The organism is Streptomyces albiaxialis (assembly GCF_039530985.1).
In the GTDB taxonomy this organism is placed as follows: Bacteria; Actinomycetota; Actinomycetes; order Streptomycetales; family Streptomycetaceae; genus Streptomyces; species Streptomyces albiaxialis.
Genome location: NZ_BAAAPE010000013.1, coordinates 557,246 through 581,063 on the forward strand (window position 1 = coordinate 557,246; position 23,818 = coordinate 581,063).

At 72.6% G+C, this 23,818-nt stretch carries 20 protein-coding genes and 2 tRNA genes; 5 read left to right on the forward strand and 17 right to left on the reverse strand.

The genetic code is table 11. The features are described from left to right. Positions 1-14 precede the first annotated feature (14 nt). Positions 15-1,001: a DNA polymerase III subunit delta gene (gene holA, locus ABD343_RS26155; RefSeq protein ID WP_344531782.1), complete on the reverse strand. Its 987-nt coding sequence runs from the start codon at positions 999-1,001 to the stop codon at positions 15-17. Between the two features lie 173 nt (positions 1,002-1,174). Here holA and ABD343_RS26160 point away from each other — a divergent pair, with 173 nt between their 5' ends. Continuing rightward, the gene (locus ABD343_RS26160) at positions 1,175-1,420 is read left to right on the forward strand and encodes a hypothetical protein (RefSeq protein ID WP_344531783.1); all 246 of its coding nucleotides are present in this window, start codon (positions 1,175-1,177) and stop codon (positions 1,418-1,420) included. Positions 1,421-1,581: 161 nt separating this feature from the next. After that, on the forward strand, positions 1,582-3,180 hold the full coding sequence (locus ABD343_RS26165; RefSeq protein WP_344531784.1) for a PstS family phosphate ABC transporter substrate-binding protein: 1,599 nt from the start codon (positions 1,582-1,584) through the stop codon (positions 3,178-3,180). Positions 3,181-3,222: 42 nt separating this feature from the next. Here ABD343_RS26165 and ABD343_RS26170 read toward each other — a convergent pair whose 3' ends face one another. The 6 genes from ABD343_RS26170 to ABD343_RS26195 all read right to left on the reverse strand — a co-directional run bounded on the left by ABD343_RS26170 (position 3,223) and on the right by ABD343_RS26195 (position 12,338). Continuing rightward, the gene (locus ABD343_RS26170; RefSeq protein WP_344531785.1) at positions 3,223-5,877 is read right to left on the reverse strand and encodes a ComEC/Rec2 family competence protein; all 2,655 of its coding nucleotides are present in this window, start codon (positions 5,875-5,877) and stop codon (positions 3,223-3,225) included. Next, a complete protein-coding gene (locus tag ABD343_RS26175; RefSeq protein WP_344531786.1) occupies positions 5,874-6,821 on the reverse strand; it encodes a ComEA family DNA-binding protein in 948 nt (315 codons plus the stop codon). The genes ABD343_RS26170 and ABD343_RS26175 overlap by 4 nt, the downstream gene beginning before the upstream one ends. 411 nt (positions 6,822-7,232) lie before the next feature. Beyond that, entirely contained in the window at positions 7,233-8,078 is an 846-nt protein-coding gene (locus ABD343_RS26180) for a DegV family protein (RefSeq protein WP_344532247.1), read from the reverse strand. Positions 8,079-8,119: 41 nt separating this feature from the next. Beyond that, positions 8,120-8,797, reverse strand: coding sequence for a hypothetical protein (locus ABD343_RS26185; RefSeq protein WP_344531787.1), 678 nt, complete (start codon positions 8,795-8,797; stop codon positions 8,120-8,122). Between the two features lie 170 nt (positions 8,798-8,967). Next, positions 8,968-11,841, reverse strand: coding sequence for a leucine--tRNA ligase (leuS, locus tag ABD343_RS26190; protein WP_344531788.1), 2,874 nt, complete (start codon positions 11,839-11,841; stop codon positions 8,968-8,970). Between the two features lie 424 nt (positions 11,842-12,265). Further along, positions 12,266-12,338: transfer RNA gene (locus tag ABD343_RS26195), tRNA-Ala, on the reverse strand. 170 nt (positions 12,339-12,508) lie between these two features. Here ABD343_RS26195 and ABD343_RS26200 point away from each other — a divergent pair. Then, positions 12,509-13,915 carry a glycosyltransferase 87 family protein gene (locus ABD343_RS26200; RefSeq protein ID WP_344531789.1) on the forward strand — a complete coding sequence of 469 codons (1,407 nt, stop codon included), beginning with the start codon at positions 12,509-12,511 and terminating at the stop codon, positions 13,913-13,915. Here ABD343_RS26200 and ABD343_RS26205 read toward each other — a convergent pair. From ABD343_RS26205 to ABD343_RS26215, 3 genes are all read right to left on the reverse strand, one after another. Next, complete coding sequence (locus ABD343_RS26205; RefSeq protein WP_344531790.1) at positions 13,894-14,127, reverse strand: hypothetical protein; 234 nt, start codon at positions 14,125-14,127, stop codon at positions 13,894-13,896. The two genes, ABD343_RS26200 and ABD343_RS26205, sit on opposite strands and share 22 nt — an antisense overlap. Before the next feature lie 7 nt (positions 14,128-14,134). Next, a complete protein-coding gene (locus ABD343_RS26210; protein ID WP_344531791.1) occupies positions 14,135-14,314 on the reverse strand; it encodes a hypothetical protein in 180 nt (59 codons plus the stop codon). 81 nt (positions 14,315-14,395) lie between these two features. Then, the gene (locus tag ABD343_RS26215; RefSeq protein ID WP_344531792.1) at positions 14,396-16,018 is read right to left on the reverse strand and encodes an MFS transporter; all 1,623 of its coding nucleotides are present in this window, start codon (positions 16,016-16,018) and stop codon (positions 14,396-14,398) included. 94 nt (positions 16,019-16,112) lie between these two features. On the opposite strand from ABD343_RS26215, the gene ABD343_RS26220 reads away from it, so the two are divergent. Further along, a complete protein-coding gene (locus tag ABD343_RS26220) occupies positions 16,113-17,081 on the forward strand; it encodes a helix-turn-helix transcriptional regulator (RefSeq protein WP_425578272.1) in 969 nt (322 codons plus the stop codon). A 142-nt stretch (positions 17,082-17,223) separates the two neighbouring features. Here ABD343_RS26220 and ABD343_RS26225 read toward each other — a convergent pair. From ABD343_RS26225 to ABD343_RS26250, 6 genes are all read right to left on the reverse strand, one after another. After that, positions 17,224-17,296 (reverse strand) — tRNA-Ala (locus ABD343_RS26225). A gap of 83 nt (positions 17,297-17,379) precedes the next feature. Further along, complete coding sequence (locus ABD343_RS26230; protein ID WP_344532249.1) at positions 17,380-18,015, reverse strand: histidine phosphatase family protein; 636 nt, start codon at positions 18,013-18,015, stop codon at positions 17,380-17,382. A gap of 26 nt (positions 18,016-18,041) precedes the next feature. After that, a complete protein-coding gene (gene rsfS, locus ABD343_RS26235; RefSeq protein WP_344531793.1) occupies positions 18,042-18,464 on the reverse strand; it encodes a ribosome silencing factor in 423 nt (140 codons plus the stop codon). Positions 18,465-18,570: 106 nt separating this feature from the next. Then, positions 18,571-20,316: an LCP family protein gene (locus ABD343_RS26240; RefSeq protein WP_344531794.1), complete on the reverse strand. Its 1,746-nt coding sequence runs from the start codon at positions 20,314-20,316 to the stop codon at positions 18,571-18,573. Next, positions 20,313-20,948 (reverse strand): nicotinate-nucleotide adenylyltransferase, encoded by a 636-nt coding sequence (nadD, locus tag ABD343_RS26245; RefSeq protein ID WP_344531795.1) that lies wholly within the window; start codon positions 20,946-20,948, stop codon positions 20,313-20,315. The genes ABD343_RS26240 and nadD overlap by 4 nt, the downstream gene beginning before the upstream one ends. A gap of 70 nt (positions 20,949-21,018) precedes the next feature. Further along, positions 21,019-21,195: a hypothetical protein gene (locus ABD343_RS26250; RefSeq protein ID WP_344531796.1), complete on the reverse strand. Its 177-nt coding sequence runs from the start codon at positions 21,193-21,195 to the stop codon at positions 21,019-21,021. A 241-nt stretch (positions 21,196-21,436) separates the two neighbouring features. On the opposite strand from ABD343_RS26250, the gene ABD343_RS26255 reads away from it, so the two are divergent. Next, entirely contained in the window at positions 21,437-22,579 is a 1,143-nt protein-coding gene (locus ABD343_RS26255; protein ID WP_344531797.1) for a M48 family metallopeptidase, read from the forward strand. Here the strand turns inward: ABD343_RS26255 and ABD343_RS26260 are convergent. Beyond that, positions 22,542-23,666, reverse strand: coding sequence for an SCO2583 family membrane protein (locus ABD343_RS26260; protein ID WP_344531798.1), 1,125 nt, complete (start codon positions 23,664-23,666; stop codon positions 22,542-22,544). The two genes, ABD343_RS26255 and ABD343_RS26260, sit on opposite strands and share 38 nt — an antisense overlap. Between the last annotated feature and the right edge of the window lie 152 nt (positions 23,667-23,818).

Below are 23,818 nucleotides of genomic sequence, written 5' to 3' on the forward strand. Positions count from 1 at the left end.
GGCGACGCCCCGGCTCAGCGCGAACGGGCCGCGCCCGCGATCGTGACGACCGCACGCTCCAGCGCGTACTCGGGGTCGCTCGCGGCCCCCTTCACCGCGGCGTCGGCCTCGGCCACGGCACGCAGAGCCGTCGCCACCCCGTCCGCCGACCAGCCCCGCATCTGCTGCCGGACCCGGTCGATCTTCCAGGGCGGCATGCCCAGCTCGCGCGCGAGGTCGCCGGGGCGGGCGCCGCGCGGGGCCGAGGCGAGCTTGCCGATGGAACGGACCCCCTGCGCGAGGGCGCTGGTGATCAGCACGGGCGCGACGCCCGTCGCCAGAGCCCAGCGGAGCGTCTCCAGGGCCTCGGCGGCACGGCCCTCTACCGCGCGGTCGGCCACGGTGAAACTGGAGGCCTCGGCCCTTCCCGTGTAGTACCGCCCGACGACCGCGTCGTCGATCGTGCCCTCCACATCCGCCGTGAGCTGCGCACAGGCGGAGGCCAGCTCGCGCAGGTCGCTGCCGATCGCGTCGACCAGCGCCTGGCACGCCTCCGGCGTCGCGGACCGGCCCAGCGTGCGGAACTCTCCCCGCACGAACGCCAGTCTGTCGGCCGGCTTGGTCATCTTCGGGCACTCGACCTCGCGCGCCCCCGACTTGCGGGCCGCGTCCAGCAGGGCCTTGCCCTTGGCACCACCGGCGTGCACCAGGACCAGGGTGATCTCCTCGGCGGGGGCGCCGAGATACGCCTTCACGTCCTTGACCGTGTCCGCCGACAGGTCCTGCGCGGCCCGCACGACGACGACCTTCCGCTCCGCGAAGAGCGAGGGGCTGGTCAGCTCGGCGAGGGTGCCGGGCTGCAGCTCCCCGGAGGCGAGGTCCCGCACGTCCGTGTCCGCGTCGGCGGCACGGGCCGCGGCGACGACCTGCTGCACGGCACGGTCGATCAGCAGCTCCTCCTGCCCCACCGTCAGGGTCACGGGAGCGAGCGGGTCCTCTGTCGTCTTCTTTCGCGCAGCCATCGCGGTCAAGCATCCCACGCCCCACCGACAGCCCCGCCCGGAGTGGGCCAGCCCCGAGGCGCCCGGCCCCGAGGCGCCCGGTCCCGAGGCGCGCGGTCCCGAGCAGCCGGGCCCCGGGGCGCCCGGCCCCGAGCCGCTCCTCCGGGGCGGAGCGGCCCTGCGAGAATGCCCGGGTGAGCGACGTACGACATGTGCTGGTGCTTCCGGACCGGGACGCGGCGGAAGAGGTGGCGGAGGAGCTGGAGGACCTCCTCGGGCTGGCGGAGGAGCCGCAGCTCGTACGGGAGGCGCTGGCGGGCGAGGACGACGCGGAGGACGCGCAGTGGCTCGTCGTCCTGGAGGACCCCCGCGGCACGTACGACCCCGAGAAGCTCGACGCCCTCGCCGCCACCCACGACGGCTGGCTCGAACGGGACTGACGCGCTCCGGCCGCACTCCGGTCACGCGCCGGGCACGCCCCGTCGACGCGACGGCGACCGCCCGGCGAACTTCCGCTGACGGCGGGGGATTTCGCGCCCGCCGAGCCTGACCGGCTCGTACCTTGACATCTCCCGGACCGGTCATTCGTGCGAGGCCCCTCATGGACTGGCTCAGCCCCGAGAACGTGCTGGCGGCGCTCGGTGTGCTCGCCACCTTCGGGGTGCTCTGGTACGAGCGGCTCATGCCGGGCCAGAAGCGGATCGGCTACCGCGTCCAGATGGACACCCTCATCGACAACGACTCCACCAACGGACGCGGCGCCCAGCGCCTCAGCCTCCTGGAGACGGCGCCCGACATGACCGGCGCCTCGCTGGTCCTGCTGCGCATCGAGAACGACGGCTTCCGCACCGTCGACAACGGCGACTACTTCACCACCCCCGAGGGCGAGCACGCGGGCCTCACGGCCACCTTCCCCGACCGCACTGTCCGCGAGGTCGCCGTCACCGAGCCGAGCCACCACGACCTGCTCCACCACCTCAGCCCGCCCGCCCCCGGCACCAACGGCGCCCCGCCCGACAGCGACAGCCTCGACGCCCCCGACAGCCCCTCCAGTCCTTCCACCCCCGACAATCCCGGGCTGCGCTACGACGGCAACCAGATCTCCATCCCCAAGGTCCCGCTCAACCGGGGCGAGCACTTCAAGCTGCTCGTCCTCCTCACCGGCCCCGGCGTCCGCAGCAAGCCCGAGGTGAGCGGCCGCATCAAGGAGGGGAAGGTCCGGGAGAACCAGAAGAACCCGCGCCCCAGCAACCGCGTCCTCGGCCTCGTCCTGGGCCTCGTGCTCCTCCTCGTCTTCGAACCCATCGGCATCCGCATCTGGGGCGACTCCCCTCCCCCGCCGCGCGGCTGCGCCCAGGGCGCCCTGACGGTCCTGGGCTCCACGGCCTTCGCCCCCGTCATGAAGGACCTCTCCAAGGCCTACGAGAAGGAGTGCCCCGGCGTCGACATCTCCGTGGCCGCGCAGGGCAGCGGCGCCGGGATCCGCGAGCTCCAGCAGGCGGGCGAGGACGCGAAGGGCGACTTCCCCGCGCGCCTCGCGCTCTCCGACGGCCCCAAGCCGGACGGCTACCCGAAGCTCAAGGAGCACAAGACCGCGCTCTCCGTCTTCACCCTCGTCGTCAACGAGAAGGTCAGCCCCCGCCCGCTGAGCCTCGACCGCGCCGACGTCCGCCGCCTCTACGAGGGCAAGGTCACCAACTGGGAGCAGCTCGGCGGCCCCTCCCTCCCCGTCCGCCTCGTCAGCAGGAACGCCGGCTCCGGGACGCGCGGGGTCTTCCAGAGCCGCGTACTGGGACGGCTGGAGCCCGCCTACTCCTCGCGCGACTGCCGCCGCAAGGACTCGCCCGAGGCCCCCGTCATCCGCTGCGAACTGGACAGCACCACCCAGGTGCTGCGCACCGTCCGCCAGGTCCCCGGCGCGATCGGCTACGCCGAACTGCGCTCCGCCTCCCGCGCCGACGGCATCCGCCTCGCCGGACTCGACGGGCACCAGCCGTCCCCGGACGCCGTCCGCAAGGGCGCGTACCCCTTCTGGGAACCCGAGCACGCCTACACCTACGGCTCGCCGCCCTCCAGCTCCCTCACCTCGAAGTTCCTCGACTACATGAACGGCGACACCGGCCGCAACCTCATGGAAAAGCACGGACACCTCCCTTGCGCTCCTCTGGAGAACCAACGCGTCTGCCAACGGACCCCGTGAGGCTCCGCCCCCGGATCCGCACCCCGGAACCTCCGTCAGGCATCAGGGCCCCCTCGCACGCGGGCTGCCCCGCTCCGTGACCACCGCCGGGGAACCGTCGTCCCTCCGCACCAGCGCCAGCGCCCCGTTCTCATCCGTCCGCCCCACCACGGCCCCCGCGTCCCGCAGCGCCCGCAACGTCTGCGGCGACGGATGCCCGTACGGGTTGTCCGCGCCCGCCGATACGAGCGCCACCCGGGGACGCGTCCTGGCGAGCAGCGCCGGGTCCTGGAACCGCGAACCGTGATGCGCCACCTTCAGCACATCGACGGGCGGCAACCCCGGCCAGGCGGCCAGCATCCGCTGCTGCGCGGCCGGTTCGAGATCACCGGCCAGCAGCAGGCTGATCCCCGCCGTGCGGACGAGGAGCGCGACACTCGCATCGTTGGCACCTTCGCCGCTCACGTCCGGGACCCCGGCACCTCGGCCCCCGGAGTCGGGCGGCCACAGCACCTCCCACCGCAGGTCTCCCGCGCGGCGCCGCTCCCCCGCCGCCGCGGTGACCACGGGAACGCGCGCCCGCCGCGCCGTCTCCCGCACGAACCCGGCCTGCCCGGGCGGCTCTTCGAGCGTGGTCGTCTGGATCGCCCCGACCGCCCGGCCCCGCAGCACTCCTGAGAGACCCGCCACATGGTCGGCGTGGAAGTGCGTCAGCACGAGCAACGGGATCTCCCGCACGCCCAGTTCGCGCAGACAACGGTCGGCCTCGGCGGGATCGGGCCCCGCGTCCACCACCACGGCGCCCCCTCCCCCGCCCTCCTTCCCGTCCACGGCCAGCGCGAGGGCGTCGCCCTGCCCGACGTCGCACACCACCAGGCGCCAGCCCGGCGGCGGCCAGCCGGTCAGCGGCCGGACGAGCGGCACGGGCCGCGCCACGGCCAGCACCAGCAGCAGGGCGCACGCGGCACACCACCACGGGCGGTACGGCAGCCTCAGCCGCGCCGCGAGGCCCAGCAGCGTGACCGTGAGCAACGCCAGCAGCGCGGCTCCCGCCCAGGAGCCCGGCCAGTCGATCTCGGCGCCGGGCAGCCGCGCCCCGGTGCGTGCGAGGGTGGCGATCGCCTCGACCGGCCAGCTCGCCAGCCAGGCGAGGGCCTCGGCGAGCGGCATCGCGAACGGCGCCGCGCCCAGCGCCGCGAACCCCAGCACCGTCGCGGGCGCCACCGCGAACTCGGCCAGCAGATTGCAGGGAACGGCCACGAGGCTGACGTGCGCCGCCAGCACCGCCACCACCGGAGCGCACACCATCTGCGCCGCCCCCGCCGCGGCCAACGCCTCCGCGAGCCGCCCCGGAACGCCCCTGCGGCGCAGGGCCTCGCTCCACCGCGGCGCCACCGTCAGCAGCGAACCGGTGGCCAGCACCGACAGCAGGAACCCGAAGTCCCGCGCGAGCCACGGATCGTAGAGCACCAGCGCGAGCACGGCCCCGGCCAGCGCGGGGAGCAGCGAACGCCGTCTGCCCGTGGCGAGCGCGAGCACGGTGATCAGCCCGCATGCCGCCGCACGCAGCACGCTGGGCTCCGGGCGGCACACGACCACGAACGCGAGCGTGAGCAGCGCGCCCAGCACCGCCGTGCTCCGCAGCGGGACCCCCAGCCGAGGCGCCAGCCCACGCCGCTCGACCCGGTGCGCGAGCCCGGGAGGGCCGATGACCAGCACCAACAAGATCGTGAGGTTGGCGCCGCTGACCGCGAGCAGGTGCGTCATATCCGTGGTCCTGAACGCCTCGTCCAGCGCGGGCGACATCCGCGAGGTGTCCCCCACGACCAGGCCCGGCAGCAGGCCCCGGGCGTCGGCGCCGAGCCCGGCGCTCGCGGTGCGCAGTCCGGCCCGCAGCTCTCCGGCGAGGACCTGCGCCGTGCTGGGCCCGGTGACCACGCGGGGCGCCTCCTCGCCCCGTACGCGCAGCACGGCCGCGATGTCCTGACCACCCGGCCCGTCCCGCGCGGGCGGCGCCAGGCGAGCCTCCACCTCGATCCGGGTGGACGGAAGGAGCCGCAGCCAGGAGGCCCGTCCCCGGGCCGTGTCCTTGCCCTCTTCGGCGTGCTGGGTGTCCGTGACGAGGAGCAGCACAGGAGCCCGCTGCACCGTGCCGGCCCCGTCGCCCGTCTTCGTCCGGACCGTCTCGGCGGGGATCACGACGAGGCGCTCGGCCTGCTGTGCTCCGCGCACGCGGGGCCGGGAGAGCCGTGGGTCACCGGTGACCTCGACCTCGGCGGTGGCCTGCCCGAACCGCTCCGCCTGCTGCGGCAGCGGGCCCCTGCGCAGATCCGCCGCGTACAACCCCGCGGCGGCGCCTCCGGCCGCGGCGCACAGCAACGTCACCGCCGCCCCCACCAGCACCGCCCCGTGCCGTCCGCCGCGTCCCCCGGCGCCGTGCGCCCCGACGGGCCCGCCGCGGGCGGCCACGACGAGCAGCGGCACCGCCGTCGCGCAGCACAGGGCCGCTCCGACGGCCGTCACGGTGCCGGAGACCCCGAGCGCGACGGCCGCCGCGCCCCACGCGGCGAGCGCGGGCGGCACGAGCCGCAGGTCCCTGGGCCCGCCCTGCCGGGGATCGGCGGCGCCCAGCGGGCGCGGTGCCGCCGCGTGAACGGCCGCCCTGGTTCTCGCGGGGGTCGCGGGCGCCCCGGGGACCAGGGGCCTTCGGGGAGTCACGGCGTCACCCGGGGCTTCATGTCGGCGAAGCGCTTCTCACCGATCCCGTTGACCTCGCGGAGCTGGTCGATGGAGGTGAACCCGCCGTGCTCGGTGCGGAATTCGATGATGTGCTGGGCCAGCACGGGCCCGACCCCGGGCAGGGTCTCCAACTGCTCCGGCGTCGCGGAGTTCAGACTCACCGGGCCGCCGGACGCCGCCCCGGCCCCGCTCCCGTCCGGGCCCGCCGTGCCGCCCGGCGCCGCCGGGGCCCCCGGACTGGGTGCGGGCATCGCCGCGGCGCCCCCTTTGCCGCGCCCCGCGACGACGATCTGCTCGCCGTCGACGAGGAGCCGGGCCCGGTTCAGCGTGCCGGTGTCGGCGCCCTTCCGCAGTCCGCCCGCCGCGCGCAGGGCGTCGGCGACGCGGGATCCCGACGGCAGCCGGTGCACCCCGGGCTCGCGCACCTTCCCCGCGACGTCGATCACGAGGCGGCGTCCCGGAGCAGCCCCGCCCGCGGCCCCGACCCCGCCTTTGGCCGCCAGGCCCGGCGGCCCCTCTCCGGCGGCCGAGGCGGCGGGCGCGGGCCGGGACCGTTCCGGCGGGGCGACGCTCTGCGGGCGTCCCGCCCAGAAGTGGTGCACCGCGAAGCCGACGGCGATCAGCAGCACGAGCCCCAGCGCCACCAGCGTCTTGAGCTCCATCCCGCATCTCAACTGGAGCCACAACGGGAGCCGTTCCCGCACGGCGAGCCGCGCCCGCTCCCGGGCGGGGAGCCCCGCGCCGGACTCGGCTTCCGGGCTCCGCACTTCCTCACCGCGCGGCGGGCCCGTCTCGGGCGTCCCGTCAGGCTCAGACCTGCGCTCATGCTCCCTCGCCCAGCTCCGCTCGCCCTCGCCTTCCCGGCGCAGCCGGCTCTGCCGCACCGCCTCCCGGGCGGCGGCGATGGCCTCGGCGCGGGGCATGACCTCGGGCGGAGGTGCGCCGAGGGAGGGTGGCGGTCCGGCGAGGAGGGACGCGGCCCTCTCCCCCGGGCCGCCGACGAGGTCCTCGGACCGGCCTCGCCGGGACAGGCGGCGGTGGCGGGCGTCGTGGCGCCCGGGGCCGGTATGCGCGCGGGGTCCGCCCGGGGGACGCGAGGGCGGTCGCCGCCTCGTCCTTGCAGGGGCCCCCGTCCGGGAAGGGGCCCGGGGAGCGGGCTCCGTGGCCAGGTCAGGGGCGGCGGGCTGTGCACGGTGACGTGATCGCGTATTCATGCGGCAGACGCTACGGACGCCCCGCACCCTTCAGTGATCTTGCTCAATTCCCGGGGAAAACCCCGCAGTTGTGGATAACTTCGCCACCCACACGAGGGACAGTGCCCAGCGGTGCCCGCCCTACCGCCGCGAGACCACAGCCCCCAACAGCCCCGGCCCCGTATGCGCCCCGATGACCGCGCCGACCTCGCTCACATGCAGTTCGCGCAGGTCGGGGACCCGCTCGCGGAGCCGTTCGGAGAGCTGTTCCGCGCGCTCGGGCGCGGCGAGATGGTGGACGGCGATGTCCACGGTGGCGTCGCCCGCGTGCTCCACCACGATCTCTTCCAGCCGGGCGATGGCCTTCGACGCCGTCCGCACCTTCTCCAGCAGCCCGATCCTGCCCTCGTCCAGTTCGAGCAGGGGCTTGACCGCGAGCGCCGAGCCGAGCAGCGCCTGGGCGGCGCCGATCCGGCCGCCCCGCCGCAGATAGTCGAGCGTGTCCACGTAGAAGTACGCCGAGGTGCCCTCGGCGCGCTTCTCGGCCGCCGCGACCGCGTCGTCCAGCGAGCCGCCCGCCTCCGCCGTCTCCGCCGCCGCGAGGGCGCAGAAGCCCAGCGCCATGGCGACCACGCCGGTGTCCACGACCCGCACCGGCACGGGCGCCTCGCGCGCGGCCAGCACCGCCGCGTCGTACGTGCCCGAGAACTCCGCCGACAGGTGCAGCGAGACGATCCCGTCCGCGCCGTCCTCCGCCGCCGCGCGGTACGCCTGCGCGAACGTCTCCGGGCTGGGCCGCGAGGTGGTCACCGGCCGCCGCTCCCGCAGGGCCGCCGCCAGGGAGCGGGCCGAGATCTCGGTGCCCTCCTCCAGCGCCTCGTCGCCCAGGACGACGGTCAGCGGCACGGCGTGGATGCGGTGCCGCTCCCGCTGCGCGAGCGGCAGATACGCCGTGGAATCGGTGACGATCGCGACATGAGGGGACACAGGACGGGACATGGGCAGGAGCGTATCCGTGGCGGCGCCGCTCAGGGGGCGCTCCGGGGGTGACGCTTCTCGAAGCCGCCGGGCAGCGGACGCTTCGGCTCCTCCGGCAGGTGCAGGGGCTTGACGCCCTCACCCACGGCGCGTTCGCCCTCGTCCCCGGTGCGCGGCGGCTCGGCGGGCTCCCAGTGGCGCAGCGCGCCCGACTCGATCTCGATCTGCTCGCGCAGCGAGGACAGCTCCTCCGGGTCGGCACGGCGGGCACGGTCCTGCGCGGCGAAGCGGAGCTGGTCGGACGACTCCTTGATCGCCGTCATCCGCTCCCGCGCGTCCGGCAGCCGCTCGGCGACGCGGGCCCGGTCCGGCTCACGCTCCATCAGGACGCGCAGCTCGCGGTCGAGCTGGCGCGCGTGGTCGTGGAGCCTGTCCAGCAGGCCGATGGCCTCCTGGAGCGACGGATCGTCGGAGGCGGCGGTCTCCAGGGCGCGGCGCGTGCTGTCGATGGACGAGCGCAGTTCCAGCCGGACCCGGGCGACCTCGCCGACGGGGCCGGGCTGCATGCTGCGGGCCTTGAGGCTGGTCTCCTCGACCGTGTTCCTGACCTGAGCTCCCGTGCGTTCCACGCCGCGCTTGACCGCGCGGACCGTCCGCACCGTGACGACCGCTCCGAGCACGACGAAGAGCACGAAGAGCACGGCCACCAGGCCGATGACGAATTCCACGGCCGCTCCTTCGTCCGTCCGCGCCGGTTGACGGGACGACGGTCCTGCGACGGCCCGCCGGGTGCCGGTCCGTCTTCCGTCGTCGTTCCGTCCAGCGTAAACGGGCGGGGGCGGTGCAGGGTTCCTCGGAACCCCGACCGCCCCCGCAATCGCCCCGTAAGGGGGCGCCGTCAGGCCGGTACGACGTTCACCAGCTTGGGCGCGCGGACGATGACCTTGCGGATCCCCGCGCCGCCCAGCGCCGCGACGACGGCCGGCTCGGCCAGGGCCTGCGCCTCCAGGTCGGCGTCCGAGATCGACGGGGAGACCTCCAGGCGGGCCTTGACCTTGCCCTTGATCTGGACGACGCAGGTCACGGTCTCGTCCGCCACGTAGGCCGGGTCGGCGACCGGGAAGTCCACGTAGACCACCGAGCTGTCGTGGCCCAGCCTGCGCCACAGCTCCTCGGCGATGTGCGGGGCCAGCGGCGCGATCAGCAGCACCATCCGCTCGGCCACCGAGCGCGGCACCTCGCGCACCTTGGTCACGTGGTTGTTCAGCTCGGTGATCTTCGCGATGGCCGTGTTGAAGCGCATCGCCTCCATGTCCTGGCGGACGCCGTCGATCGCCTTGTGCAGCGCCCGCAGCGTGTCCTCGTCGGGCTCCGCGTCGACGACGGTGACCTCGCCGGTCGCCTCGTCGATCACGTTCCGCCACAGCCGCTGCAGCAGCCGGTACTGGCCGACCACGGCACGCGTGTCCCAGGGGCGCGAGACATCCAGCGGACCCATGGCCATCTCGTACAGCCTCAGGGTGTCCGCGCCGTACTCGGCCGCGATCTCGTCCGGAGTGACCGCGTTCTTCAGGGACTTGCCCATCTTGCCCAGCAGACGGGAGACCGGCTCGCCCTGGTAGAAGTACGCGCCGTCGCGCTCCTCGACCTCGGCGGCCGGTACGGCGATGCCGCGGGCGTCACGGTAGACGTACGCCTGGATCATGCCCTGGTTGTACAGCTTGTGGAACGGCTCGGCCGACGAGATGTGGCCCAGGTCGTGCAGCACCTTGGACCAGAAGCGCGCGTACAGCAGGTGCAGCACGGCGTGCTCGGCACCGCCGACGTACAGGTCGACGCCGCCGGTGGGCTGGCCCTCGCGCGGCCCCATCCAGTACCGCTCGATCTCCGGGTCGACCAGGCGCTCGCTGTTGTGCGGGTCCAGATAGCGCAGCTCGTACCAGCACGAACCCGCCCAGTTGGGCATGGTGTTGGTCTCCCGGCGGAAGCGCCGCGGCCCCTTGCCGTCGCCCAGGTCCAGGGTGACGTGGACCCACTCCTCGTTCCGGGACAGCGGGGTCTCCGGCTCGGTGTCCGCGTCGTCCGGGTCGAAGGTCCGCGGGGAGTAGTCCTCGACCTCCGGCAGCTCCAGGGGCAGCATCGACTCGGGCAGGGCGTGCGCGATGCCGTCCTCGTCGTAGACGATCGGGAAGGGCTCGCCCCAGTAGCGCTGGCGGCTGAACAGCCAGTCGCGCAGCCGGAAGTTGACCGTGCCCTCGCCGATCCCCTTCTCCTCCAGCCACTCCGTGACGCGCTCCTTGGCCTCCGTGACGTTCAGGCCGTCCAGGGAGACGTTGTGGTCGCTGGAGTTGACGATCTTGGCGTCGTACGAGCCGAAGGCGTCCTCCCAGGTGGACGGGTCCAGCCCGCGCCCGTCGGAGGGCTCGACCACGCAGCGCATGGGCAGCTCGAAGGCGCGTGCGAAGGCGAAGTCGCGGGGGTCGTGCGCGGGCACGGCCATGATGGCGCCCGTGCCGTACCCCATCAGCACGTAGTCGGCGATGAAGACCGGCACCCGCTCCTCGCTGACCGGGTTCAGCGCGTACGCGCCGGTGAAGACGCCGGTCTTGTCCTTGGCCTCGGCCTGGCGCTCGACGTCCGACTTGGCGGCGGCCTGCGCGCGGTACGCCGACACGGCCTCCGCCGGGGTCGCGTGACCGCCCGTCCACACCTCGTGGGTGCCCTCCGGCCAGGCCTCCGGCAGGATGCCGTCGACCAGCGGATGCTCGGGGGCCAGCACCATGTAGGTGGCGCCGAACAGGGTGTCCTGGCGGGTGGTGAAGACCTCGACCGCGTCGTCGCCCAGGGGGAAGCGGACCCGGGCGCCTTCGCTCCTGCCGATCCAGTTGCGCTGCTGCAGCTTGATGGCCTCGGGCCAGTCCAGCGCGTCCAGGTCGTTCAGCAGACGGTCGGCGTAGGCCGTGATGCGCATGTTCCACTGGCGCAGGTTCGCCTTGAAGACCGGGAAGTTCCCGCGCTCGGAACGGCCGTCGGCGGTGACCTCCTCGTTGGCCAGCACCGTGCCCAGACCGGGGCTCCAGTTGACCGGCGCGTCCGAGGCGTAGGCCAGGCGGTACTCGCCCAGCAGGTCGGCCCGCTCACGCTCGTCCAGCTCGCTCCAGGGGGCCGTGCCCTTGGGCGTCTCCCGCTCGCCGGACTCGAACTGCTTGACCAGCTCGTCGATCGGACGGGCCTTGTCGGCCTCCGTGTCGTACCAGGAGTTGAAGATCTGCAGGAAGATCCACTGCGTCCACCGGTAGTAGTCCGGGTCGATGGTCGCGAAGGACCTGCGCTGGTCGTGGCCCAGGCCCAGACGGCGCAGTTGCGCCTTCATCTGGACCATGTTGGCCTCGGTGGAGGTACGCGGATGGGTGCCCGTCTGCACGGCGTACTGCTCGGCGGGCAGGCCGAACGCGTCGAAGCCCAGGGTGTGCAGGACGTTGTGCCCGGTCATCCGGTGGAAGCGCGCGAAGGCGTCCGTCGCGATGTACCCCAGCGGGTGCCCGACGTGCAGCCCGGCACCCGACGGGTACGGGAACATGTCCATCACGAACTTCTTGGGCTTCGCGGCCTGCGCGGCGTCGCCGGCCAGGTCGCCGCCGCCGGGGTTCGGCGCCTCGTAGGTACCGTGCTTGTCCCAGAAGTCCTGCCAGCGTGCCTCGATGTCGGCGGCCAGGGCCGCCGTATAGCGATGGGGGGCCGCGGTCTCGGCGGCGGTGGTCTTCTCGCTCATCGTCCTCAAAGCTCCATCGGTCGTCTCTGCCCAGCGGTCGTCAGCGCTCAGGCGCAGCGCTCGAAACGAAAAAACCCCTCGCACAGGAGGGGAGGCCGCGCCGATTCCGACCCCGGTGACAGGGGGTCGGGACTGATCAGCGCGGCCTGCTAAGCAGAAGGCGTACGGCACGCATGCGGTCAGGGTACCGCAAGGCACCGGAGCCCCCTCACGCCGTCCACAGAACGAAAGACGGCACCCCCACCAAGACCGAAAGAGGACACGCCACCAAGACCGAGAGTGGGCACCCCACCCCGATCGAAAGGGGGCACGCCACCAGGGGGTGCGGGTGGCGAAGCCCCCGCCACGCGCGGCGAAGCCGCGCAAGAACAACAAAGGCGACCCGGTCCGCGCTGTCCGCGGACACGAGTCGCCCTCGCGTTTGTGGAGCTAAGGAGAATCGAACTCCTGACCTCTTGCATGCCATGCAAGCGCTCTACCAACTGAGCTATAGCCCCGGGATCTGGTCCGCCGGGGGCTTCCCCGCAGCGGCTTCGCCAACCTTACACGCCTCCACCCACCCGACGCCAAATCCCTTTTCTCTCGCCTTCCGGGCCCCTGACCCTCACCCCCTCCACACCTCACGTATACACTCCGCGTATAGCGTCCGGCTGTGATGATCAAACGGATGCCCACGCACCCCCTCACGCAGATCGCGGACGACAAGTGGACACCGACGGTCCGGGCGAAGCTGCTCACGTGGCCGTACACCATCGCCATCGCGACCTGCGCACTCTCGTTCGCGGCCTTCTGGCTGGCGCAGCGCGCCTCCGGCGTCTCGATGATCGACCTCATGGTCTACCGGGCCGAGGGCTGGGCCGTGCGCAACGGGGACGATCTCTACGCGATGCGGGCCACCGAAGCCGACCTCCCGATGACGTACCCGCCGTTCGCGGGGCTGCTCTTCCTGCCGCTGACCATGGTCGGCGTCGCCGATATGCGCGCCCTGGCCACCCTGGCGAACCTCGTGCTCATGGTGGCCCTGATCCATCTGTCACTACGGCTGGCAGGACGCCCCCTGCGCGTCCCCCGCCCCGCGGCGACGCTCTTCCTGGCCTCCTTCGCCGTCTGGTGCGAGCCGATGTGGACGACCCTCCGGTACGGCCAGATCAATCTGCTCCTCGCCGTCCTCGTCCTGTGGGACCTGTCCCGGGGGCGCGACCACCGGTGGGCGGGCGTGGGGATCGGGATCGCCGCGGGCGTCAAGCTCACGCCCGCGCTCTTCGTGGTCTTCCTCGCCGCGTGCGGGGCCGTACAGGGCTGGCGCGAATGGCGGAGCCGGCGACACGTACGGGGCGTTCGGCGCGGCGTCGGTGCCCCGGACCCGTGGAACCCCTGGCTGCGTCAGGCGTCCGTCGCCACAGGAGCGTTTTTTGGCACCGTTCTGTTCGCCGCCCTACTGCTGCCGCGGGACTCGCTCCATTTCTGGACGGACGTACTTTTCCAGTCCGGAAGGGTGGGCCGGACGGAGAACACCGCCAACCAGTCACTCAGCGGAGTCGTGGCCCGTCTGCTGCACACACCCGAGCCGGGCTGGCCCTGGGCCGTCCTCGCCGCGCTCGTCGCCGTCCTCGGGCTGGCGGCGGCCGTCGCCGCTGCGCTGGCCGGGCGGCGACGGCTGCCCTGCGCACCCGCCTGGGCCGCCCTGGCCTGCGCGGTCACGGCCCTCCTCGTCAGCCCCGTCTCCTGGTCCCACCACTGGGTGTGGTGCGCGCCCATGGTGCTGCTGCTCGGGGCGGAGGCGCACCGGCGGTCCAGCGCGTGCTGGTGGGCGGGTACGGCGGTCACGGGGCTGGTGTTCCTGTCGTACGCCCTCTGGCTGGTGCCCCATGAGTCCGAGGGGCCTCTGTCCGTATCGCCCGAACTCCACCAGGACGGCGGCCAGATGCTCCTCTCGGCCCTCTATCCGCTCGTCAGCACCGCGTTCTTGGCCGTGACGGCCGTACTGGCCGTACGGGCGCTGCGGGGCGAACGGAGTGAACGGGACCTCAGCGGCCGCTGGGTGAAGACGGGTCAGGCCGTGGCGAAGGAATAGAAGCGCTTGAGCGTGCAGTGGGCGTCCAGGAGGCGGCCGTAAATGGGCTCGCCGTCGAGCTCACGGTAGGTCTCGATGGGATCGCCCTTTATGATCAGCGCCCGTGCGCAGTCCTCGCACCAGTACTGGAACGCGGGGTTGACCGGCTCCATGTCGCGCACGATCGGCGTGCCGCTGCCGCACCAGTCGCACTTTCTGCTGTGTGCGCCCATCGCTCACTCAGCTCCAGATGTGGCCGCAAGCCGTGCACACGTAGGAAACTCCTCCATTGTCACCGAGCACTTGGGCGACGTTCGATGAACCGCAGGACGGGCACTCCAGGGCGTCCGGGCGGGCCGACGGGTGTTCCGGCAGGAGTGCGGCCTCCGTGCCGTCCTCGTCGAGGACTCTCGTCGACATCGCACTCGTCCCTCCCCTCTGGCCTTCCCCCTTCCAGCCGTCACGATTCTGCCACGTTCTTCCCCGTGTCCTAAGCCCCGGTCAACGATCCGCGCGAGCTGCTCGCGGGTCCCCGCGCAGGCGCGCGAGGGCCCGCACGGCGCCCGCCAGGCACCCGGCCACCGCCGCGGCCGCCATCGCGCCACAGGTGAGTCCCATCGCGTGCGCGGAGGCGAGCGGGCCGGTCCCCGACTCCGCACGGCCCAGGAACACCGCGCCGAACACCGCCACTCCGACGAGCAGGCCGATCTGCGCCGTCGTCACCAGGAGCCCGCTGGCGTCCGCCGCGTCCTCCTGCCGTACGCGCGCCACGGCACCGGCCAGCACGGGGTTGTACGCCAGGGACATCCCCAGGCCCTCCGTGGCCATCAGGACGTACACCAGCGGGCCGCCGTCCCCGCCGCCCGCGTAGAGCGCGCCGATACCGGCGAGAGAGGCCGCGCCCAGCAGGAAGCCGCCCGGGGACAGCAGGGCGTGCCAGCGCTCCGGGAGCCGCCGCCAGCCCAGCCCGGCCACCGAGAACGCGGCACAGGTCGGCACCATGGTCAGCCCCGCCCGCAGCGCGCTCTGGCCGAGCCCGCCCTGGAGATGCAGCATCAGGACGAAGGTGAACCCTCCGTTGACGGCCATCATCGTCAGGATCCGGAAGACGGCGAGGGGCACGCCCGGGGCGCGCAGCACCCGGGGCGACAGCAGCGGGCTGCCTCCCCTGCGTGACAGCCGCGTCTCGTACAGCGCGAACACGGTGAAGACCACCGCGCACAGCGCCAGCGACACCCAGCCCCACAGCGGCCAGTCCAGCTCCTGTCCGAGGACGACCGGGACGGTGAAGAGCAGCACGGCCGCGGCGAGCAGGAACAGTCCGGGCAGATCGAGCGCACGCGAGGGCGCACGGTCCCCAGCGGCCCGGCCGGCACCCGAGGCCCCGACGGCCCGGTCGGTCCCGCCGGCCCCCGCAGCCCCCGCGGCGTCGCGGCCCCCCAGGACCCGCACCCCGGCCACGAGCAGCAGCACCCCGATCGGCACGTTGATCAGGAAGACGGGCCGCCACCCGGAACCGAACAGGTCGGCGCTGACCAGTGCCCCGCCGACCAACTGCCCCGCGGCGGCGCCCACGCCCAGCACGGCGGCGTACGCCCCCAGCGCGCGGGTGCGGGAGGTCCCGGTGAAGGTGTGCTGGATCAGGCTGAGCACCTGCGGCAGCATCAGCCCGGCGCCCGCGCCCTGCGCCAGGCGGAACGCGATCAACTGGCCCGGCCCCTGGGCGAGTCCGCACGCCAGCGAGGCGACGGTGAAGACCGCGAGCCCGCCCAGGAACATCCGCCCGTGCCCCACCCGCGCCCCGAGCCGCGCGCCGGTGATCAGGAGCACCGAGTACGCGATCGAGTAACCGGCGACGACGAGTTGGAGGAGGGCGCCCGAGGTGTGGAGGTCGGCCCGCAGGTCCGGCGCGGCGACGTTGACGATGAAGGCGTCGAGGACGCCCATGAACTGGCCCGCGAGGACCACCGCGAGGATCCACCCGGGCCGCGCCCGGGCCCGGGCGCGGGGCACGGGCGGCGGACCGGCCGATCCGGACCGACCGGCATCACCGGCCGGGATGTCAGTGGCGTGGGCTCTACTTGAGACAGGGATGTCCGGCGTCACGGAAGGGGTTGAGGTCATGCCGAAGAGCCTGGGCCCGCGCCGGTACGGGTAACGAGAGCCCCCGGATGCTGGTACTGACAGCACCTGGCACCGCGTCACCGCAGCCCTCACGATGAAGGACGTGAGCACCATCACTCGCACCCCCACGAAAACAACGGGCGCCAGAGGCCGTTCGGACCCGCGCCGCCGCACCGAGCTGACCGCCTTTCTCCGCAGCCGCCGCGCCAAGGTCACCCCCGAGGACGTCGGCATGCCCGGAGGCCTGCGCAGACGCACCCCGGGCCTGCGCCGCGAGGAGGTCGCGCAGCTCTCCGGCGTCGGCGTGACCTGGTACACCTGGCTGGAGCAGGGCCGCCCGATCAACGCGAGCGTGCAGGTGCTGGACGCCGTGGCGCGCACCCTCCGGCTCGACACCACCGAGCGCGAGCACCTGTACCACCTGGCGGAGGTGCCGTACGTGCCCGCGCGCCAGGCCGACCCGCAGCACATCGGTCCCGAGGTCGAGTCGATCATCCGGACGCTGGACCCGCTCCCCGCCGCGGTCTACAACGCGAAGTTCGACATCCTCGCCTCCAACACCGCGTACACCCACGTGCTCCCGGGCGCCGACCACCCGGACCCGGCCGAGCGGAACATGCTGTGGCGGCTGTTCGGCTCCGTGCCGCCCTGCTGCTGCGCGATGGTCGACCCCCAGCAGGAGCTGGCCACCGCGGTCGCCACCCTGCGCGGCGGATACGGGCGGCATGTCGGAGAGCCCGCGTGGGAGAGCCTCATCCAGCGCCTGTCGGACGCGAGCCCGGACTTCAAGAGGCTGTGGGCGAGCTGCGACGTCGCCCCGCCGGGAGCCAACCTCAAGATGATGTGGCACGCGGAGGTCGGCGAGCTGTGGCTGACCTCGACCTCGCTGGAGATCAGCAGCGTCCCGGAGGCCCGCATCGTGGTCTACACGCCGTACAGCGAGCACACCGAGGCCCTGCTCGCCAAGCTCCGCACCATAGAGGACCCGATCGTCGGCTGCCCCGACCACGCCCGCCCGCTCTCCGAGATCCGCGCGGAGCGTCGCGCCGGGCGCCGATCATGAGACCCCGCCCAGGAAGCATGAGACCTGGCCCCAGGAAGGGGGTGCGGGTGGCGAAGCCCCCGCCACGCGCGGCGAAGCCGCGCAAGACGACGAGGGCGACCCGGTCTGCGTATTCCGCAGACACAGATCGCCCTCGTACTCGTGGAGCTAAGGAGAATCGAACTCCTGACCTCTTGCATGCCATGCAAGCGCTCTACCAACTGAGCTATAGCCCCAGGCCGGGCGCCGGAGCGCCGCGAACGAGAAGAAGCTTACCCGGTGACCAGGCGAAAGAGGAAATCAGTCGGCTCGCCGCCGATCAGTCGTCGTCGCCGAGCACGGGCTCCGGCAGGCTCCCCGCGTTGTGCTCCAGCAGCCGCCAGCCGCGCATCGTCTCGCCCAGCACCGACCAGGAGCAGTTGGACAGTCCGCCCAGCGCCTCCCAGGTGTGCGGCGCGAGGCCGATCAGCCGGCCGATGGTGGTGCGGATGGTGCCGCCGTGGCTGACGACGACCAGGGTGCCGCCGTCGGGCAGCTTGTCGACGTTGCGCTCGACGACCGGCGCCGCCCGGTCGGCGACCTCGGTCTCCAGCTCGCCGCCGCCCCTACGGACCGGCTCGCCGCGCTTCCACGCCGCGTACTGCTCGCCGAAGCGCTCGACGATCTCCTCGTGCGTCAGGCCCTGCCAGGCGCCCGCGTAGGTCTCCCGCAGCGCCTCGTCGTGCGCGACGTCCAGCCCCGTGAGGGACGCCAGCTCCGCCGCCGTGGCGGCCGTCCGCTTGAGGTCCGAGGCGATGATCGCGTCGGGCCGCAGGGCCGCCAGCAGCCGCGCCGCACGGCGGGCCTGCCCGAGCCCCTCCTCGGTCAGCTCGATGTCCGTCGACCCCTGGAAACGGCGCTCCAGGTTCCATGCCGTCTGCCCGTGCCGCCACAGGACGATCTTGCGGCCCCGGATCTCGCCCGGCGCTCCCGTGTGCCCGTTCAGCTCAGCTCTCCGTCCAGCTCGCCCGCGTGCTCCGCGCCCTTGCCCCGGGTCGCCTTCGCCTCCTCGGGGAGGTCGATCTCCGGGCAGTCCTTCCACAGCCGCTCCAGGGCGTAGAAGACGCGCTCTTCACTGTGCTGGACATGGACGACGATGTCGACGAAGTCCAGCAGCACCCAGCGGCCGTCGCGCTCGCCCTCGCGGCGCGCGGGCTTGGCGCCCAGCTCCTTCAGCAGCCGCTCCTCGATCTCGTCGACGATGCCCTTGACCTGGCGGTCGTTGGGCGCGGAGGCGAGGAGGAAGGCGTCGGTGATGGCGAGCACGTCGCTGACGTCGTAGGCGACGATGTCGTGCGCGAGCTTGTCGGCGGCGGCCTGAGCGGCTGCGTTGATCAGCTCGAGGGAACGGTCCGTGGCGGTCACAGGCAAGGCTTTCGGGTCGGGGACGGAGCCGCGCCCGGGTCGTCCGGGGTCGCGGTCAGCGTGTACGTATCAGTTTCCAGGGTCTCACGCGCCGGGGACACGGCCCTCAGCCTTTGTAGTCCCGGCCGAGCACCACGCTCACGTCCGCGTTCGCCGCGCCCTTGCCCTGGCGCACCGCGGAGGGGACGCCGAGCGTCTTGGCCACCTCCTCGGCCTTCGCCTTCTGCTCCGGCTTGGCGTACGTCACCTGTGTACGGGCGCTCACGGCGCCGGCCGCGCCGCCCTTCACGACCGAGTAGCCGCCGTTGACCAGCGCGACAGAGGCCGCGTCGTCCGCGCCGCGGTCGCCGCTCGCGTTCTTCACGCTCACGCGCAGGGCCGCGCCCGGGTCGGAGTTCTTGACAGTGCCGCCCAGGACGTCCTTGACCATGCCGTCGCTGACCTGCTGGCTGAGCGTGCCGTTCGCGCGTACGGGCAGCACCTGGGTGCGGTACTTCCCGTCCTTGGCGCGGTCGGCCAGCTTGGCGAGGGAGGCGCCCAGCTCGGACTCGGAGAGCGAGGGGTCGGGGATCTGGCCCAGGGACTCGACGGTCTTGGTGGCGCCCTTCGGGTCGCTGGAGAGCTTCTTCAGGGTCGCCTGCATGACCTGTCCGAACCGCGCGAGCTGCTTGCTCTGCGGCTCGGCCGTGCCCCGGTGGGTGGCGTACGCGACGGCGGCCTTGCCGTCGAGGTCCTGCGCCTTGCCCGCCCGTACGAGCGGCTTGTCGCCCTTCTTCTTGCCGGGCACGGTCGCGTCCGTGTCGAGGGCGATGCCGCCGACCAACTCGACCATGTTCTCCAGGAAGGGCGTGTCCAGCCGCCAGGTGCCCTGGATGTGCGAGCCCAGCAGGGTGTCGAGCGCGTCCCGCGTCGGGGAGGCGCCCTCGTCCTCGACGGACTTGCCGAGCGTGGTGGTCGTGCCGTCCTCCGTCGAGACGGCCAGCGAATTCGGGAGCAGCACGGTGTTGCCCTGGCCCGTGCCCTCGTTGTTGACGAGCAGGGCGGTCGAGCTGCCGTCGCCGTTCGTGGACCGGAGGTGGAGGACGATGACGTCCCGCTTCTGCCCGGCCGCGGCGCCCTTGTCCTCCTTGGCGCCGTCCAGTCCGGGCAGCATGCCCGCGTACCAGAGGTAGCCGACGCCGCCCGCGACGACCAGCACGAGCGCCACGACGAGCGCCACGCCCCGGTTACGGCCGCGCCGCTTGGCCTCCTCGCGCCGTTCCGTACGGCTCTCGGAGAACTTCAGCCAGTCGATGACGTCCTCGGAGTCGTCGTCCGGCTCCTCGACGAACGAGAACTGCGCGGTGTGGTACTCACGGTCGTCCCGGGCCGGCGGCGCCTGCCGGCCCTGCGTACCGGCCTCGGGGGCCGCCTGCCGGGGCACCTGGTGACCCGTCGCCGGACCCCACTGCTCCTGCTGCGGCGCCTGGGCCTGCTGCGGGAACCACTCCTGCTGCTGCACCTGCTGCTGAGGAGGCTGCGGCTGCTGCTGCGGCTGCTGCTGGGGCGCCTGAGGCTGCGGCGGCTGCTGCTGTCCGTACGCGTCGAAGCCGTACGCCTGCGGCTGGTCGGAGTAGCCCACATAAGGGTCGTACGCCTGGGGCGCCTGCTGTCCCTGCTGAGGAGGCTGAGGCTGCTGCTGGGGCTGCGCCTGCTGCCCGTACGGGTCGTAGGCACCCTCGTAGGCACCGTCGTAGGTGCCCTCGTACGTGCCGTACGAGGGGTCCTGCCGGTAGACCGGGCGCCCGTACTCGTCGTAGCCGACGATCTCGGGCTGCTGGCCGTACGGATCGTATCCGTAGCCGTCGTTCACGCCTGCGGGTCCTCCTCCCGGTACAGCGCCCGCTTGTTGATGTAGCGCACGACGCCGTCGGGCACCAGATACCAGACCGGGTCTCCGCTCTCCACACGGGCGCGGCAGTCGGTCGAGGAGATCGCCAGGGCGGGGACCTCGACCAGCGAGACGCCGCCGTGGGGCAGTCCGGGATCGGCCAGCGCGTGGCCGGGGCGGGTGACGCCGATGAAGTGGGCGAGCGAGAAGAGCTCTTCCGTGTTGCGCCAGCTCAGGATCTGGGACAGCGCGTCGGCTCCGGTGATGAAGAACAGGTCCGTGTCGGGGTTGAGCGCGGCCAGTTCGCGCAGGGTGTCGATCGTGTACGTCTTGCCGCCGCGGTCGATGTCGATCCTGCTGACGGAGAACTGCGGGTTCGACGCGGTCGCGATGACCGTCATCAGATAGCGGTCCTCGGCGGGCGACACCTTCTTGTGGCTCTTCTGCCACGGCTGCCCGGCCGGGACGAAGACCACCTCGTCGAGGTGGAAGCGCGCGGCGACCTCGCTCGCGGCCACCAGGTGGCCGTGGTGGATGGGGTCGAAGGTCCCGCCCATCACGCCGAGCCGCCGCTTGTCGGTGCCGGGCGCTCCGCTCCCGCCGTACTCTCCCATGCGTGCCGACCCTATCCTCTGTCCGGGCGGGCCGACGGCCCCGACGGGCGTGCGGCCCGCCGCCGCGGCCTCAGCGGTCGCGGTTGAAGCGGGTGGTGATCCACAGCAGCAGGAACAGCGCGAGCAGGGCGCCGCCGCCGGTCAGCAGGGGGTTCAGGCTCTCGTGCGCGCCCTCACCGCCGTGTTCACCGCCGGAGGCGAGGGACATCAGGGCGTGGTGGGCGGTGCCAGTGCTGGGCAGAGTCATCGTCGGCGGAACCTATCCCGTGTGAGGCGGACAGTGGGTCGTACGGGCACATCGTAAGCGTGCGCCCCCGTACGCCTCACGCCGACTCAGCCCAAAAGGAACAGCGCGGACCGGGAACCGGAGCCGAACCGGAGCCAGAACCGGAGCCGGAAGCAGACCCGTCGAGGACGCCGGGGAACGTCAGAGGCCCGTAAGGCGTCCACCCTCTAGGCTGGACAGTCACGTCGAGGAGGGGAACACCATGACAGACGGCACAGGGGGCACCGAGCGGCTTCCGGGCCGCGACAGGCGGCGCTTTCCGGGAATCTCGTCCCGGGCCTACGAGCACCCCGCGGACCGTTCCGCGCTGGTCGCACTGCGCAAGCTGAGCGGGTTCGACACGGTCTTCAAGGCACTGAGCGGGCTGCTGCCCGAGCGCAGCCTGCGACTGCTCTTCCTCTCCGACTCGGTACGGGTTAGCGATCAGCAGTTCGCGCATCTCAACGCCATGCTGCGCGACGCCTGTTACATCCTGGACCTGGAGAAGGTCCCGCCGATGTACGTCAATCAGGACCCGCAGCCCAACGCGATGTGCATCGGCCTGGACGAGCCGATCATCGTGGTCACCACCGGGCTCGTGGAGCTGCTGGACGAGGAGGAGATGCGCGCCGTCGTCGGCCACGAGGTCGGCCACGCGCTCTCGGGCCACGCGGTCTACCGCACGATCCTGCTGTTCCTGACGAACCTGGCGCTGAAGGTCGCGTGGATCCCGCTGGGCAATGTCGCGATCATGGCGATCGTGACGGCGCTGCGCGAGTGGTTCCGCAAGTCGGAGCTGTCGGCCGACCGCGCCGGGCTGCTGGTGGGCCAGGACCTCCAGGCGTCCATGCGCGGCCTGATGAAGCTGGCGGGCGGCAATCACCTGCACGAGATGAACGTCGACTCGTTCCTGGCCCAGGCCGAGGAGTACGAGTCGGGGGGCGACCTGCGCGACTCCGTCCTCAAGATCATGAACGTGCTGCCGCGCTCGCACCCCTTCACCACGGTGCGTGCCGCCGAGCTGAAGAAGTGGGAGGCCAGCCGCGACTACCAGCGGATCATGGACGGCCACTACGCCAAGCGGGAGAACGACAAGGAGACCTCGGTCTCCGACTCGTTCCGCGAGTCCGCGAGCCACTACGCGGACACGGTGAAGAACAGCAAGGACCCGCTGATGGGCCTGGTCCGCGACATCGCGGGCGGCGCCGGGGACATCGGTGGCAAGCTGCGCGACACCTTCACGGGCGGCCGCGGCGGCTCAGGCGGATCCGGTTCCGGACCCGGCTCGGGAGACTCCGGGGGTTCCGGGGGTTCCGGCGGCGGCAGCGCTAACGGGAAGGACGATCCGGGCTCGGCTGAGCGCTAGCCGCCATCACGCCGCACATCGAGGCCATCGACCGGCCCCTGGCGTAGGGGTCGGTCCCGGCCGGACCGTCGTCCTTGGCGCGCTCGCCCGCGAGGAGCGGCTTCAGCGCGTCCGAGGGGTCAGCGGAGCAGGCCATGGGCCCGGCCCGCATCGAGACCTGCCGGACGCTGAGCTGGTGGGTGCGCAGGTCGTCGCGGTCGAAGTGGAAGCGGACCTCGCGCCGCACGGTGAACAGCGAGGCGCCCTTCTCGGCGTGCTTGCCCTTGCCCGCGTCGGTGGGCCGCACCGCGTAGACGAACACGTGGTCGGCGGTGACCTCCAGCGCGTTGGACCCCGCCTCACGGACGGACAGGGTGCCGTTGACCCGGACCTTCGGGTCGGCCAGGGCCGTCTTCGCCGGGTCGAAACGGACCATCCATCCGGTGGCCAGGTGCCGCCCGTCGTTGCGGGGGCTGTCGAGGCTCCTGTCGAACTGGCGCTGCTGTCCCGGGGTCAGCAGGATCCGTACGGGCCGGACCGCGCCGCCGGTGAGCACATCGGGGTCGAGGGAGCTCTCGACCACATAGTCCTTGGCGCCCGTGAGGGCCGCGAGGACCTGGCTCTCGGAGAAGTGCTTGCTGCGCCGTGCGGGCGGCAGCGTGACGCCGTCGGCGCCGGTACGGAACTGGGCCGCCGGGCTGTGCTCGTACAGGTCGGCCGGGGTGGCCCCGGGGACGGCCCCGCGCGGGGCGAGCGGCAGCAGGTCGAGCCGCATGGGCTCGGCGCTGGGCCTGGGCGCCGACTGGTACGGATTGCGTATCCCCATGTAGATCGCCGTGCCGAAGGCTATGACGATCAGCAGGACCAGCACGACGCCCTGCCGGGAGAAGCCGAAGCCGCTCCTGCTGGTGCCGGAATCCGGGCCGGAGGGGGGACGGCTGCGTACGGCCGCGTGCTCCTCGTCGTCCAGCCGCTCCTGGGCGGAGAACTCCTGGAGGCGCGCAGCCTGGATGAACGACTCATCGAACACCAGAGATCGGTAATCGTCCTCGCCGCCTCCGGAACCGCCCTCGGGCTGTCCCTCCGGAGGATCCACTCGCCCGGCCATAGGAACAGGGTAGGACTGCCGGGGCGATCGTAAACGCCCTGGTTCGGGACAACTTCCTCGATTGTTACCTGTCCGCGTCCCGGCTCTCACCGGCCGCAGCGCGCCTGACCGGGCCCGGGGCAGGAGTCCGGGACCTTACGCCGTCAGGGGGG

Excerpts from the sequence above, each read along its gene's own strand:
- holA (WP_344531782.1), bottom strand. The coding sequence starts at position 1,001 with ATGGCTGCGCGAAAGAAGACGACAGAGGACCCGCTCGCTCCCGTGACC.
- ABD343_RS26165 (WP_344531784.1), top strand. The coding sequence starts at position 1,582 with ATGGACTGGCTCAGCCCCGAGAACGTGCTGGCGGCGCTCGGTGTGCTC.
- ABD343_RS26175 (WP_344531786.1), bottom strand. The coding sequence starts at position 6,821 with ATGCCCCGCGCCGAGGCCATCGCCGCCGCCCGGGAGGCGGTGCGGCAG.
- leuS (WP_344531788.1), bottom strand. The coding sequence starts at position 11,841 with ATGAGCGAGAAGACCACCGCCGCCGAGACCGCGGCCCCCCATCGCTAT.
- ABD343_RS26200 (WP_344531789.1), top strand. The coding sequence starts at position 12,509 with ATGCCCACGCACCCCCTCACGCAGATCGCGGACGACAAGTGGACACCG.
- ABD343_RS26205 (WP_344531790.1), bottom strand. The coding sequence starts at position 14,127 with ATGGGCGCACACAGCAGAAAGTGCGACTGGTGCGGCAGCGGCACGCCG.
- ABD343_RS26210 (WP_344531791.1), bottom strand. The coding sequence starts at position 14,314 with ATGTCGACGAGAGTCCTCGACGAGGACGGCACGGAGGCCGCACTCCTG.
- ABD343_RS26215 (WP_344531792.1), bottom strand. The coding sequence starts at position 16,018 with ATGACCTCAACCCCTTCCGTGACGCCGGACATCCCTGTCTCAAGTAGA.
- ABD343_RS26220 (WP_425578272.1), top strand. The coding sequence starts at position 16,113 with ATGAAGGACGTGAGCACCATCACTCGCACCCCCACGAAAACAACGGGC.
- nadD (WP_344531795.1), bottom strand. The coding sequence starts at position 20,948 with ATGGGAGAGTACGGCGGGAGCGGAGCGCCCGGCACCGACAAGCGGCGG.
- ABD343_RS26250 (WP_344531796.1), bottom strand. The coding sequence starts at position 21,195 with ATGACTCTGCCCAGCACTGGCACCGCCCACCACGCCCTGATGTCCCTC.
- ABD343_RS26255 (WP_344531797.1), top strand. The coding sequence starts at position 21,437 with ATGACAGACGGCACAGGGGGCACCGAGCGGCTTCCGGGCCGCGACAGG.
- ABD343_RS26260 (WP_344531798.1), bottom strand. The coding sequence starts at position 23,666 with ATGGCCGGGCGAGTGGATCCTCCGGAGGGACAGCCCGAGGGCGGTTCC.